This window comes from Goodfellowiella coeruleoviolacea, assembly GCF_024171785.1.
Taxonomy (GTDB): domain Bacteria; phylum Actinomycetota; class Actinomycetes; order Mycobacteriales; family Pseudonocardiaceae; genus Goodfellowiella; species Goodfellowiella coeruleoviolacea.
Genome location: NZ_JAMTCK010000008.1, coordinates 331,858 through 345,487 on the forward strand (window position 1 = coordinate 331,858; position 13,630 = coordinate 345,487).

9 protein-coding genes are annotated in these 13,630 nt (G+C 73.1%); 3 read left to right on the forward strand and 6 right to left on the reverse strand.

From position 1 onward, the window contains the following. The first annotated feature begins 322 nt into the window (after window positions 1-322). Complete coding sequence (locus LX83_RS19450; protein ID WP_253773380.1) at window positions 323-910, forward strand: hypothetical protein; 588 nt, start codon at window positions 323-325, stop codon at window positions 908-910. 49 nt (window positions 911-959) lie between these two features. Here the strand turns inward: LX83_RS19450 and LX83_RS19455 are convergent, their stop codons facing one another. The 5 genes from LX83_RS19455 to LX83_RS19475 all read right to left on the reverse strand — a co-directional run bounded on the left by LX83_RS19455 (window position 960) and on the right by LX83_RS19475 (window position 5,944). After that, entirely contained in the window at window positions 960-1,955 is a 996-nt protein-coding gene (locus LX83_RS19455; protein ID WP_253773382.1) for an ABC transporter substrate-binding protein, read from the reverse strand. Between the two features lie 113 nt (window positions 1,956-2,068). Further along, on the reverse strand, window positions 2,069-3,121 hold the full coding sequence (locus tag LX83_RS19460; RefSeq protein ID WP_253773384.1) for an ABC transporter permease: 1,053 nt from the start codon (window positions 3,119-3,121) through the stop codon (window positions 2,069-2,071). Further along, window positions 3,118-3,888, reverse strand: coding sequence for an ATP-binding cassette domain-containing protein (locus LX83_RS19465; protein ID WP_253773386.1), 771 nt, complete (start codon window positions 3,886-3,888; stop codon window positions 3,118-3,120). The genes LX83_RS19460 and LX83_RS19465 overlap by 4 nt, the downstream gene beginning before the upstream one ends. Next, window positions 3,885-4,961 carry a class I mannose-6-phosphate isomerase gene (locus LX83_RS19470; RefSeq protein ID WP_253773551.1) on the reverse strand — a complete coding sequence of 359 codons (1,077 nt, stop codon included), beginning with the start codon at window positions 4,959-4,961 and terminating at the stop codon, window positions 3,885-3,887. Before LX83_RS19470 ends, LX83_RS19465 begins: the two co-directional genes overlap by 4 nt. Further along, window positions 4,958-5,944: a LacI family DNA-binding transcriptional regulator gene (locus LX83_RS19475; RefSeq protein ID WP_253773553.1), complete on the reverse strand. Its 987-nt coding sequence runs from the start codon at window positions 5,942-5,944 to the stop codon at window positions 4,958-4,960. The genes LX83_RS19470 and LX83_RS19475 overlap by 4 nt, the downstream gene beginning before the upstream one ends. 479 nt (window positions 5,945-6,423) lie before the next feature. On the opposite strand from LX83_RS19475, the gene LX83_RS19480 reads away from it, so the two are divergent. After that, complete coding sequence (locus LX83_RS19480; protein ID WP_253773389.1) at window positions 6,424-9,675, forward strand: GH92 family glycosyl hydrolase; 3,252 nt, start codon at window positions 6,424-6,426, stop codon at window positions 9,673-9,675. Window positions 9,676-9,713: 38 nt separating this feature from the next. Continuing rightward, on the forward strand, window positions 9,714-12,152 hold the full coding sequence (locus LX83_RS19485; protein WP_253773391.1) for a GH92 family glycosyl hydrolase: 2,439 nt from the start codon (window positions 9,714-9,716) through the stop codon (window positions 12,150-12,152). A gap of 63 nt (window positions 12,153-12,215) precedes the next feature. Here LX83_RS19485 and LX83_RS19490 read toward each other — a convergent pair whose 3' ends face one another. Further along, entirely contained in the window at window positions 12,216-13,418 is a 1,203-nt protein-coding gene (locus tag LX83_RS19490; protein ID WP_253773393.1) for a right-handed parallel beta-helix repeat-containing protein, read from the reverse strand. Window positions 13,419-13,630 lie beyond the last annotated feature (212 nt).

Sequence of the window (13,630 nt, forward strand, 5' to 3'; positions counted from 1 at the left end):
GCCTGAGCCGGTGACGTGGCAGCAGCCAGGGGGACCGTCGGGTCCTGTCCCGCCGGGTGGTCAGTGGCCGGCACAGCCCGGCCCCGGTCAGCAGTGGGGATCAGGCCAACAGCAGGGGGCCGGCCAGCAGTGGGGCCCGGGTCAGCAGGGGTGGTCAGCGCCGCAGCAGCCGGGGTGGGCGCCGCCGAGCCCCGCCGGGCCGGTGCCCGCGCCGCAGTACCAGCAGCCGCCCCAGCCGGCGCCCCCGCCTGCTGGGGCACCGCCTTCGGCTCCGCTGCCCTCGGCTCCGCTGCCCGGGGCGCCAGGGCCGCAGGGCGGGCCTGTGGTGATCGACATCGGCAGCCGGGACACCCGGCGGGTGCTGATCGGTGGGCTGGTGGCCGCGCTGCTGGGCGTGCCCACCCTGATCATGATCGCGGTGGCCGTTCCGCAGGCCCGCGGCGACGACTGGGTCGGCCTGCTCATCGGTGGGGTGATCGGCCTGGGGTTCACCGGCATCGCGGTGCTCGCGCTGGTCAACTGGAAGATGGTGTCCCGGCCGCGCAAGCTGGTCTTCGAGCCGGCCGGCATCCGCTGGGACGACCCCAGGGGCAAGCCGTGGGCGGTGGCCTGGGGTGAACTGGCCGCGGTGTCCATCTCCCGCACGGCCGAGCGACCGGTCCAGCTCAGCGACGCGGTGGTGCGCCGGGTGATGGTCCGGCTCGACCTGTTCCCCGGCGACGACGGCTTCCGGGCCAGGCACCCGGAGCTGGAGCACCTGTGGGAGCTGCACCGGGTGCGCAACGGCTACCGGCTGCCGCTGGGCGACGCCGGCCGGCTGATCCCGGTGCTGGAACGCGGCCTGGTCACCTTCGGCCCCCAGGTCTACCGGGGCATCCAGGACGAGGGCTTCTCCGTCGGCCTGAGGTGACCCCGGCGGCCCGCCGCACGGCGCCCACCCGTCGCGCGGTTCCTGGCGATCAGCACTGGGTCCGGTAGAAGTACTGCTCGTTGGCGGCCATGTCCTGGCCGGTGATGGCGACCAGGTCGGTCTGGGTCCGCCGCTGCACCGGCTTGCCCTCGATGGCGTTGACCGCCTGCTCGACGCCCCGGCGGCCGATGGTGGCCGGGTCCTGGGCGATCAGCGCCTGCACCACGCCGTTGCGCAGGTCCTCCACCTGCTTGGGGCTGGCGTCGAAGCCGACCAGGTTGACCGAGCCGGTGCGCCCGGCGTTGCGCAGCGCGGTGCCCGCGCCCTCACCGGTGTTGAGGTTGGTGGCGAACACGCCGATCAGGTCGGGGTTGGCGGACAGGGTGGCGGACACCTTCTGCGCGGCCTCGGCCGGCTGGTTGTTGGTGTACTCGGCGCCCAGGTAGCGCAGGTTCGGGTGCTTGGCGATCTCCTGCTCGAAGCCCTTGGCGCGGGCGTCCGTGGTGGAGGTGCCGGCGATGGTGTTGAGCACCAGCACCGAGCCCTGCCGGTCGCCGACCAGCGTGGCCAGGGTCTCGGCGGCCTTGCGGCCACCCTGCTCGTTGTCCGAGGACACCGAGGCCACCGCGATCGAGGTGTCCTGCAGCGCGGTGTCCACCTCGACCATGGTCACGCCGGCGTCCCTGCCCTGCTTCATCGGACCGGCCATGGCCCTGTCGTCGGTCGGCGCGATCAGGATGCCGGCCGGGCGGTTGGCGATCGCACCGGTCAGGATCGGGGTCTGCAGGGCGGCCTCGAACCGGTCCGGCGGCTGGGTCTCCAGCTCGTAGCCGCGGCTGCGGGCCTCCTCCTGCGCGCCGCACTGCATGGAGATGTAGAACGGCTCGGCCTTCACCCCCGGGATCAGCACCAGCTTCTTGTTGCCGGCCGCGCCGCTGGTGCCGGTGTCACCGACCTGGCCGGTGCCGCAGGCCGCCAGCACCGCCGCGGCCAGCAGGGTGGCGCCCACCGAGGCGACCACCCTGCGCGTGCTCCTCGCACCCACTGCCACCACTGTCGTTACCTCCGCACCTCGTCGGGACCGGGTAGGGGGCGGATCGGCTGGCGCAGCCAGTCGAGAGCCGCGAGAACACCGTTGGACAACATCCGTGGGGGATTTCAGGACCGGTTCCTGGCGCGGCGGCGCACCTGGTCGAACCACACCGCCGCGACCAGCACCACGCTCACCGCGATCGGCTGCCAGAACGCCTGCACGTGCAGGATCACGAACCCCTTGGTGAGCACGGCCGGGATGAACACGCCGATCACCGTGCCCAGCACCGAGCCCAGCCCGCCGAACAGGCTGGTGCCGCCGAGCACCACCGCGGCGATCGCGTTGAGGTTGTCGGTGCTGTGGCCGCTGATCGTGGTGGTGCGGAAGTAGGCCAGCGACATGAACCCCGCCAGCCCGGCGAGCAGCCCGACCAGCAGGTACACCAGTACCAGGTGCCTGGTCACCGCGATGCCGGCGCGCCGCGCCGCCTCGGCGTTGGAGCCGATCGCGTAGGTGTGCCGGCCGAACCGGGTGGTGCGCAGCACCAGATCGCCCAGCACGGTCACGGCCACGGCCAGCAGCACCAGGTTGGGCACCACCCCCAGCGAGGTGCCCGAGCCCAGGGTGTTGGCCAGGGCCGAGGGCACCGTGCGCACGTCCACCCCGTCGGTGATCAGCTGCGCCGCGCCCAGGGCCGCGCCGAACGAGCCCAGGGTGACGATCAGCGCGGGAATCCGCGCCCTGGCGATCAGCAGGCCGTTGACCAGGCCCCAGGCGCCGCCGCCGAGCAGGGAGACGACCAGGCCGGCGGCGATCACGCCCCAGCCGGCGTCGGTGGCGTCCCCGCCGGGGCTGAGCGCCTCCATGGTCTTCGCGCCCACCACGCCGGCGAACACCAGCACCGAGCCGACCGACAGGTCGATGCCGGCGGTGATGATCACGAAGGTCATCCCCACGGCCAGCACCAGCAGCACGGACGCCTCGATCAGCAGGGTCTGCGCGGTGAACAGGGTGAGGAAGGCCTCCGGTCGCAGCGCGCCGAACACCACGCACAGCGCCAGCAGCACCAGGCCGATCCACAGCGTGTTGGCCGAGCGCAGCCGCTGCCACGCGGCCGGCCGGGACGGGTCGTCGCCCTCCTCCGGGGTGTCCACAACGGACTGCTTTGCCGTGGTCATGCCGCGTCCTCCTGGGTGAGTGCCCCGGTCATCGCCCCGACGAGCTGTTCGACCGTGGTGTCGGCGGCCTGGAAGCGGGCCACCCGCTGGCCCAGCCGCAGCACCTCGACCCGGTCGGCCACGGCCAGCACCTCGGGCATGTTGTGGCTGATCAGCACCACGGCGATGCCCTCGTCGCGGACCCGCCGGATCACGTCGAGCACGCGCTGGCGCTGCACCACGCCCAGTGCGGCGGTGGGCTCGTCCATGAACACCACCCGGCTGGCCCACACCACCGAGCGGGCCACGGCCACGCTCTGCCGCTGGCCGCCGGACAGCGCGCCGATCGGCACGTCCACGCTCGGCAGCCGCACCCCGAGCCGGGCGAACTCGCGGGTGGCCCGGCGGCGCATCTCCGCCTTGTCCAGCACGCCCAGCCGGCCGAGCAGACCGGGTTTGCGCAGCTCCCGGCCGAGGAACAGGTTGGCGGCCGGGTCCAGGTCCGGGGCGACGGCCAGGTCCTGGTACACCGTCTCGATGCCCATCGCCCTGGCGTCGGTGGGGGAGGTGAACCGGACCGGCGCGCCGTCGAAGACGATCTCGCCGGCGTCCGGTGTCTCCACTCCGGACAGACATTTGACCAATGCGGACTTGCCGGCGCCGTTGTCGCCGACCAGTGCCACCACCTCGCCGGCCCGTGCCTCGAACGACGCGCCGCGCAGCGCCTCGACCGTGCCGTAGTGCTTGGTCAGCGCGCGGGCGGCGAGCAGTGGGGGTGTGCCGCTCATCGGCCTTCTCCTCGCGTTGCGTCAGCCGCGGCGCTGGCCGGGCCGGGCGGTGGCGGCTGGCAGCGGACGACCACCAGGTCGGCGCCGGTCAGGGTGGTGGGCCCGGCCGCGTGCGGGACCACGACGGTGCTGCCCCGGCGCAGGTGCAGCGTCTCGCCCCGGCCGGTGCGCAGCGTGCCGGTGCCGGTCAGGGCGACCAGCACGGCGTAGGACGGCGCCAGGTCCAGTCCGGTGCCCGGGTGCAGCCGCTGGGCGCGGAAGAACGGGTCGGCGTCGGCGCCGAACAGGTCCACCACCGGGCCGGGGTCCCCGGCGGTGTGCCGGAGCAGGGTGGCGATCCGCTCGGGTGGCCAGGCGGTGTGGTCCACGCAGGCCAGCGCGGTGGCGTAGCCCAGACCCAGGTGGGCGGTGTCCGGGCCGGGCACGAAGTCCCGCCACTCCAGCAGCACGGACATGTCGGCCGCCTGCTGGACCTCCACCACGAACACCCCGGCGCCGATGGCGTGCGGCAGCCCGGCCGGCACCAGCACGGTGTCCCCGGCGGCCACCCGCACCGGGTTGAGCGCGGCCAGCATGCCCTCGGAGTCCTGTGTGGACACCCAGTGCCGCACGGTGTCCTCGTCCGCGCCGTCCCGCAGTCCGATGTAGACGGTCGGGTCGGGGGTGTCGGCCGTGTCGCTGTCGGTGTCCAGCACCACCCACGCCTCGGTCTTGCCGTGCCGGCAACCCAGGTGGCGGGCGGCGAAGGCGTTGTCCGGGTGGCAGTGCACGGGCAGCCGCTGGCCGGCGTGCAACAGCTTGACCAGCAGGGCCGGGTCCGCGCCGAACGCGGCGACGTGCTCGGCGCCCAGCCAGCCCACCGGGTCGGCGGCCACCGCGTCCCGCAGTGTCCGCCCGTCCGGCAGGGTGGCCAGCCCCTCGGGGTCCTTGCCGAACAGCGCGGTGGTCGAGGCGACCCAGTCCTCCGGCCGGTACTCGTCCGGGCCCGGCGCGAGCTGGCGCAGCGCGGCGATGGCCGCACCACCCCGGTAGAACTGGCGGGGCTGGTTGGGCGGCAGCTCCAGCGGACTCATCGACACGGCAGCTCTCCTGACCCGCGCGGCACCAGCCGGACCGGCAGCACCACCCGGCGGGGCGGCCCGCTGTCCCCGTCCAGCCGGGCGAACAGCAGTTCCATGGCGGCCCGGCCCATCGCGGCGGTGTCGTGCGCGAGCACGGTCACCGGCGGATCGACCAGGTCGGCCAGCTCGAAGTCGTCGAAACCCACCAGGGCGGGCCGCGCCGCCGCGCCGGCCAGCGCGCGCAGCACGTGCACGGTGATCCGGTTGTTGCCGGCGATCACCGCGGTGGCCGGCCGCTCGCCCCCGCACACCCGGGCCAGCGCCCTGGCCGCGCCCGGTGCGTCGTGCGGCCCCATCACCACCAGTTCGTCGTCCCAGCCGAGGCCGGCCCGCGCGCAGCCCTCCCGGAAGCCGCGCAGCCGCTCGGCCGCGGTGAAGATCTGCGGGGCGTCGCCGAGGAAGGCGATCCGGCGGTGGCCGTGCGCGTGCAGGTGCCGGACCGCCGCCGCGGTGCCACCGGCGTTGTCCACCAGCACGGTGTCCGCCACCACATCACCGGCCGGCCGGTCCAGGAACACCACGGGGGTGCCGGTGCGCATCTCGGCCGCCAGGTACCCGTGCTGCCCGCCCGCCGGCACCACCAGCAGCCCGTCCACCCGCCGCGCGCAGAACTCCACGGCCAGTTCCCGCTCCCGGCTGGGCTGGGCGTCCGAGGAGCCGGTGAGCACGTGCCAGCCGCGCGCCCGCGCGGCCTCCTCCACCGCCCTGGTCAGCACCGAGGAGAACGGGTTGGCCACGTCTTCCAGCACCAGGCCGATGGTTTTGCTGGACGAACCGCGCCGCAGGTCGCGGGCGCCCAGGTGGCGCCGGAAGCCCAGCTGCTCGATGCAGGCCACCACCCGGGCGGCCGTGGCCGGGTGCACCCCGGGCTCGTCGTTGACCACCCGCGACACCGTCTTGATGCTCACGCCGGCCAGTCGCGCCACGTCTCCCATGGTGGCCCGGCGGACCCGACGCGGCTCGACCGCGGACAACGTTGTCATGGTGGCGGACTCTGATGCGTGCCGTTCGGGCCTGTCAACGGTTCGGAACCGGTCAAGGCGGTCCGCGCCGGCGCTATTCATCCGGCTGGCCCAACCGTCACTGGATCGGTGGAATCCTGGGGTGAACACGGCTCGGTGGGCCCCGCCGGTTAGCCCCGACGGGCGAACATCGCTGTCCTGAACCAGACATGTCCGGGGCGCGCTCTTGACGCCGTGCCGAACCGCTCCGCAAGGTGGCTGACGGCCCCGAAATCGGTGTGGACATGGGACAGGGTTGGTCGGCGGTCGGCTCCGCCCGGGGTAGCCCGCCGGGAGCACGTGGTCCGGCCAGGTCGTGGCCGCGAGCACGCCGGGACGTGTGGGAGGCAACGGTGTCGGACCGAGCCAGCAGACCAGCGAGCAGACCCCGACCAGTCGGTGCCGTGCTGGCGGTGACGGCGAGTGCGGCCCTGGTGGTGGGGCTGGCCCAGGCGGCACTCGCCGACCCAGGGCCCGAGTCGGGCGCCGCGGTGGCCCAGCAGCCGACCGAGGACCTGGTGCGCTGGGTGAACCCGCACGTGGGCACCAAACCCGGCGGGCAGGACCACGGCACCGGCGGCGGCGCCGGCAACACCTTCCCGGGCGCGGTCGTGCCGTTCGGCCTGATGCAGTGGAGCCCGGACACCGCGGTCAACCAGCCCGGCGGCTACTTCTACGACGACAACCGGATCACCGGCTTCAGCCTGACCCACCTGTCCGGCGCGGGCTGCACCACCTACCAGGACATCCCGTTCATGCCGGTGGTCGGCGAGGTCACCACCTCACCGGCGACCGACCCCGACCGGTACACGGCCACGTTCTCGCACGACAACGAGACGGTGACGGCCGGCTACTACGGGGTGCGGCTGGACAGCGGCGCCCAGGTGGAACTGACCGCCACCCAGCGCACCGGCACCGGCCGGATCACCTACCCGGCGCTGGAGCCGGCCACCCTGCTGGTGAACACCTCCGGGTCGATCGCCGGAACCGACGACGCCGAGGTCACCATCGGCGCCAGCAGCATCAGCGGGTGGGCCACCAGCGGCCGGTTCTGCGGCGCCGACCACCGCTACCGGGTGTACTTCCACGCCGAGTTCGACCAGCCCTTCGCCGAGGTCGGCACCTGGAAGGACGGCGCGGTCACCCCGGGCCGGACCAGCGAGCGCGGCGGCTCCCCGCCCCGGGTGGACCTGTCCGCGGCGAACGCCCCCAAGAACGGCACCGACCAGCCCCGGCCGAGCCAGCGCCAGGACACCACCGTGTCCGGCCCGGGCACCGGCGCCTACGTCACCTTCGACACCAGCGGGCAGCGCACCGTCACCGTCCGGGTTGGACTGTCCTTTGTGTCCGTTGACGGGGCGAGGGCGAACCTGGCGGCGGAGAACCCGCGACCGGAGTTCGACCGGACCCGCCAGGCCGCCAGCGACGCGTGGAACGACCGGCTCAACCAGATCCGGGTCAGCGGCGGCACCGACGAGCAGCGCACCACGTTCTACACCGCGCTGTACCACAGCCTGGTGCAGCCCAACGTGTTCTCCGACGTGGACGGTCGCTACCCCGGCTTCGACGGCCGGGTGCACGCGGTCGAGCGCGGCCACGCCGCGTACACCAACTTCTCCGGCTGGGACGTCTACCGCTCCGAGGTCCAGCTGCTCGCCCTGCTGGCGCCCCAGGAGACCAGCGACATCGCCCGCTCCATGATCGCCTACGCCGAGCAGGGCGGGTCCTGGGACCGGTGGACCGTGGCCAACACCTACACCGGCGTGATGAACGGCGACCCGTACCACATCATCGTGTCCTCGGCGTACGCCTTCGGTGCCAGGGACTTCGACGCGGGCAGGGCGCTGCTGCTGATGCTGCGCGGCGCCACCCAACCCACCCAGGGCTACCAGGAGCGGCCCGGCCTGGCCGACTACCAGAAGCTGGGCTACGTGGCCGGCGCCGCCGCCGACACCCTGGAGTACACCAGCGCCGACTTCGCCATCGCGCAGCTGGCCCGCCGGCTCGGTGACAGCGCCACCTGGCAGGAGTTCATGCGCCGCGCCCAGTTCTGGCAGAACCTGTACAACCCGGCCACCGGCTACCTCCAGCCGCGCAACCGGGACGGCTCGTTCGCCGAACCGTTCGACCCGGCCAACCCCAGCGGCTACGTGGAGGGCAACGGCGCCCAGTACACCTGGATGGTGCCCTACAACACGGCCGGGCTGGTCAGCGCGTTCGGCGGCGCGGCGGCCGTGACCGAGCGGCTGGACACCTTCTTCACCGAACTCAACGCCGGACCGCACGAGCCGTACGCGTTCCTGGGCAACGAACCCACCCTGCAGACCCCGTGGATCTACAACTACACCGGCCGGCCCGACCGCACCCAGGACATCACCCGCCGGTCGCTGACCGAGCTGTTCGGCCCGGACGCCGACGGCCTGGTCGGCAACGACGACCTGGGCCAGATGTCGTCCTGGTACGTGTGGGCGGCCATGGGCATGTACCCCTACCTGCCCGGCCGCGCCGAACTGGTGCTCAACAGCCCGCTGTTCGAGAAGATCACCGTCCAGCGGCCGGGCGCCGCGCCGATCGTGATCTCCGCGCCCGGCGCGTCGGCGGCCACCCGCTACGTCACCGGGCTGAAGGTCAACGGCCAGCCGTCCACCCGCACCTGGCTGCCCGAGTCGTTCGCCACCCGGGGCGGCACGGTCGAGTTCACCCTGGCCGAGCGGGCCGGCGCGACCTGGGGCACCGCGCCCTCGGACGCGCCACCGTCCTTCCGGGACGGTGAGGCGCTCACCCAGATCGGTTTCGCCCAGCCGTCCCGGCTGGTCATCCCGTCCGGCGGCAGCGCGTCGGCCACCGTGGGCGCCCAGGACGTGTCCGGTCAGGCGGCCACGGTGACCTGGAGCGCCGCCGCACCGCCCGGCCTGACCGTGACCCCCTCGTCCGGGCGGTTCACCGTGCCGGCGCAGGGCCGGGCCAGCGTGCCGGTGACCGTGGCCGTGGCCGGCGACGCCGCGCAGACCAGCCACCGCGTGCCGATCACGCTGAGCACGGGCGGCCGGACCCTGGCGCCGACCACCCTGGTGGTGCTGGTGGCCGAGCCGGGCAGCCTGCGCGCGGCCTTCGACAACGTGGGCGTGTCCGACGACACCGACCCGGCCCTGGCCGACTACGACGGCGGCGGCTGGAGCATGTCCGGCCAGGCGCTGGCCAAGGCCGGGGTGGTGCCGGGCCAACCGGTCACCGTGGACGGCCTGGCCCACCAGTGGCCGTCGGTGCCCGGCGGCGACCCGGACAACGTGGTGGCCCGCGGCCAGCGCGTCAGCGTGGCGGCCCCGGCCGGCGCGACCAGGCTGGCGCTGCTGGGCAGCGCCACCAACGGCAAGGCGTCCGGCACGCTGACCATCACCTACACCGACGGCACCACCCAGACCGCCGAGGTCGGTTTCTCCGACTGGACCCTGGGCGGTGGCGGCGGCGCGGTCCAGTTCGACAACCGGATCGCCGCCCGGACCGCCTACCGCAACCAGGCCAACGGCTCGCCCCAGCAGGTGAGCACCTACGTGTTCGCCACCGCGCCGATCAGCCTCGCCCCGGGCAAGCAGGTCGCGTCGGTGACCCTGCCGGCCAGCGTCACCGGCGGCGCCCTGCACGTCTTCGCGATCACCGCCGCCTGACTCCGTCCACTGTGATCCGTCTACAGAGGAGTGATCGGATGCCCGGTTCGTGGCGGGGTGCCGCCGTGTTAGCCCTCGCGGTCGCCGTGCCGGCCGCCCTGGCCGTGCCGACGGCGGCGGCCGACCCCACCCCGGGCGGTGCCGGCGTCGACCCCCTCACCGAGGTGAACACCTTCATCGGCACCAAGGACGACGGCAACACCTTCCCGGGCGCGGCCATGCCGTTCGGCATGACCCAGGTCAGCCCGATCGGGTCGCACTACGCCGGCTACCACTACGACGACCCGCTCATCCGGGGCTTCGGCCACTTCTTCCTGTCCGGCGCGGGCTGCTGGGAGCAGGGCGGCCTGATCTCCACCCTGCCCACCACCGGCAGCATCGGCCCCGGCGGTGACTTCGACACCACCGACCCGGCCAGCTTCGACCACACCCGCTACGCCTCGCCCTACACCCACGACGGCGAGGTGGGCCGGCCGGGCGACTACCGGGTCCGGCTCACCGGGTACGGCGGCATCGACGTGGCCGCCACCGCCACCACCCGCACCGGGGTGGAGCGCTACACCTTCCCGGCCACCGCGAGCACCGGCCACGTGTTCGTCAACACCGGCCAGGCCAACGACCGGGAGCCGGTGACCGCCAGCGAGATCCGGGTGGTGGACGACCACACCGTGGCCGGCGTGGTGGAGTCGCAGGCGTTCTGCGGCGGCAAGCCCTACCGCACCCACTTCGTCACCACCTTCGACCGGCCGTTCACCAGCTACGGCACCTGGTCCCCGCAGGGCGGCACGCCCGGCTCGACCGCCTCGGCCGGGGGTGCCGGCCTGCGCGGCGCCTGGCTCAGCTTCGACACCGGCGGCGGGCGCACCCAGGTCACCGCGACCACGGCGATCTCCCACGTGGACGGTGCCGGTGCCGCGCGCAACCTGGCGGCCGAGACCACCGCGCACGGCCGGCGGCTGAGCTTCGACGAGGTGCGCGAGCGCGCCCAGCGCGCCTGGCGGGAGGAACTGCGCAGTGTCGAGATCAGCGGCGGTGGCGCCGACGACCGCACGGTGTTCTACACCGCCCTGTACCACTCGCTGCTGCAACCGCTGACCGGCAACGACGTGGACGGCCGGTACCTGGGCTTCGACAACCAGGTGCACCGCGCCACCGGCTGGACCTACTACGAGTTCTTCTCGCTGTGGGACACCTACCGCACGCAGAACCAGTTCCTGGCGCTGCTGCGGCCCGCCCGCGCCCGCGACATCGCGCGCAGCCTGCTGGCCATCGACGAGCAGGGCGGCTGGCTGCCCCGCTGGGCCTACGCCAACCAGGAGACCAACACCATGACCGGCGACCCGGTCACCCCGTTCCTGGTCGACCTGTGGCGGTTCGGCGCGCTGCGCGGCCTGGAGGACCAGGCGTACGCGGCCCTGCTGCGCAACGCCACCCAACTGCCGCCGGCCGACTCCCCGTTCTCCGGCCGCGCCGGCAACCCCAGCTACCAGGCGCACGGATTCGTCCAGTACGACAAGGACTTCCCGCACAAGGGCCAGGACGTGGACCCGCAGCACGGCGGCTCGGCCACCCTGGAGTACGCGCTGGCCGACTGCTCCCTGTCGGTCATGGCGCAGGCGCTGGGCCACCGCGCGGACGCCGCCGCCCTGCGCGCCAAGGGCCGCAACTACCAGGTGCTGTGGGACGCCGGCGCCAGCGACCGGGGCTTCACCGGCTTCCCCCGCCCCAAGCTGGCCGGCGGCGCGTGGTTCACCCCGGCCGACGGCTCCTACGAGCCCACCGGCCAGGACGGCTTCCACGAGGGCACCGCCTGGCAGTACCAGTGGCTGGCCCAGCAGGACGTGCCCGGCCTGGTGCGGCTGATGGGCGGCCAGCGGGCCGCCGGGCAGCGGCTGGACGAGTTCTTCGCCTACCCCGACCTGCTGGTCGACCCGGCCGGCACGGCGCGGGAGAAGTGGGTGGTCGGCTCCTACGACTACTACAACCAGTTCCGCTACAACCCCAACAACGAACCCGACCTGCACGCGCCGTGGATGTACACGCTGATCGGCCAGCCGTGGAAGACCTCGGCCGTGGTGCACGCCGCGCACACCCTGTTCACCAACGCGCCGGACGGCGTGACCGGCAACGACGACCTGGGCACCATGTCGGCCTGGTACGTGTTCAGCGCGCTGGGCCTGTACCCGGCGGTGCCCGGCACCGGCCAGTTCGTGCTCAACGCGCCCCGCTTCCCGCGCGCGGTGCTGCACCTGCCCGGCGGCCGCGACGTGGTGATCACGGCCGAGGGCGCGACCGCCGAGAACATCGAGTACGTCAGCGGCCTGCGCGTCGGCCGCCAGGCCCGCGACCGCTCCTGGATCGACGTGGCCGAGCTGCGCTCCGGCGCCGCGCTCACCTTCCAGCTCACCCCCGACCCGGCCAGGGCCACCTGGGCCACCTCCCCGACCAGCGCGCCACCCGCGCCCTGCGCCAGCTGAGTCCGAAGTGGACCCGTCCGGAGCCCCGTCCAGCGGATCAGCTGGGCGGGGCTCCGGGGGTGGTTACGGGGTGACGGTCTTGCCGCCGAAGGTGACGACGAGGCGGCCGTCGGAGGCGAAGGACCACTTCAGGGCGCCGGTGTAGGCGGAGCACCTGGACCCGTTCGACCCGGACCAGAACTGGTTCGAGCTGTCCGCGTCACCGGTGATCCGGTCGTTGCTTCCCTTGCTGCTGCGGCACGAGACGTTGTTGCGGAACACCGAGGTGCCGCCGTCGAACGAGTAGTTGCGCTCCTCGTTGTCGATGCTGACGTTGTTGGTGATCGTCATGGTGCCGAGGTTGCGGTTGTAGGTGAACCCGTGCTTGCCGTTGTCGTAGGCGATGTTGCGCTGGATGACGTGGTTGACCTTGATGTCCTCGCCACCGAGCTTGTAGCCGTTGCGGTCACCGTTGCCGGCCTGGGAGCCGTCGCTGAGGGTGCCGTTGCCGTAGGACAGGGAGTCCTCGATGGTCACCGCGCCGATGGGGCCGGTGTCGGACTTGGTGTAGAGGTCCCAGCCGTCGTCGATGTTGTTGTGCGACACGGTGTAGCGGAAGACGTTGCCCGGGCCGGAGGTGAGCTTGGCGGCGAAGCCGTCGGCGTCCTCGCCGTCGGAGTCGGCGTTGTCGTGCGACTCCGAGCTGAGGATGAGGTTGTTGGCCGGCCACTGGTCCTTGGGGGTGTCCGAGGCGATCCGGGAGATCTGCAACCCCGAGTCGCGGTTGAAGCGGGTCACCGTGCGCTCGATGATGTTGTTGCTGCCGCCGACGAAGATCCCGTTGTCGCCGGCGCGCTGCACGGTGAGGCCGTAGACGTGCCAGTACGACCCGTTCACGGCGAGCCCGCGGTTGGCCGAGTTCTCGGACATCGCCGAGAAGTTCAGCACCGGGGTCTCACCGGGGTAGGCGGACAGCTTCTTGCGGGCGCTGGCGGTGCCGTTGTTGCCCGGCGCGATGGTGACGGTCTGCGCGTAGTCGTAGGTCCCGCCGCGCAGGTAGATCGTGCCGCCGGCGGTCACCCGGGTGATCGCCGAGGTGAGCGTGGTGGGGTCCGACTCGGTTCCGGTCGCGCTGTCCTTGCCGTTCGGCGCCACGTACAGCGGGCTGGCCGCCGCCGAGACCTCGCCAGCCGGGTGGCTGGGCGCGGCGACCGCCGGTCCGGGAGCTGACACGCCCACCGCGCCCGCCACCAGGGCGGTGCCGGCGAGAAAGGGCCTGAACTTCATCATGCGTCTCCAGAGGGTGAGCGCGGCGCGGGCGCCGATCCGCTGCCGCGGCGCCGCGTGACGGCTTCGTGTTCCGCGTCTCTGGCCGGACGGATGCTCGAAACACCGAGGAGACCACAGGGTATGGAAAGCGCTTTCCTGCTGTCAAGGGCGGCGCCCTGGTCCGGTGCGGACCCCACTCCGGGCACGACATCGGTGACAAAACGGGTGAA

Coding starts and splice junctions, on each gene's coding strand:
- LX83_RS19470 (WP_253773551.1), bottom strand. CDS start 4,961: ATGAGTCCGCTGGAGCTGCCGCCCAACCAGCCCCGCCAGTTCTACCGG.
- LX83_RS19490 (WP_253773393.1), bottom strand. CDS start 13,418: ATGAAGTTCAGGCCCTTTCTCGCCGGCACCGCCCTGGTGGCGGGCGCG.
- LX83_RS19475 (WP_253773553.1), bottom strand. CDS start 5,944: ATGGGAGACGTGGCGCGACTGGCCGGCGTGAGCATCAAGACGGTGTCG.
- LX83_RS19460 (WP_253773384.1), bottom strand. CDS start 3,121: ATGACCACGGCAAAGCAGTCCGTTGTGGACACCCCGGAGGAGGGCGAC.
- LX83_RS19465 (WP_253773386.1), bottom strand. CDS start 3,888: ATGAGCGGCACACCCCCACTGCTCGCCGCCCGCGCGCTGACCAAGCAC.
- LX83_RS19485 (WP_253773391.1), top strand. CDS start 9,714: ATGCCCGGTTCGTGGCGGGGTGCCGCCGTGTTAGCCCTCGCGGTCGCC.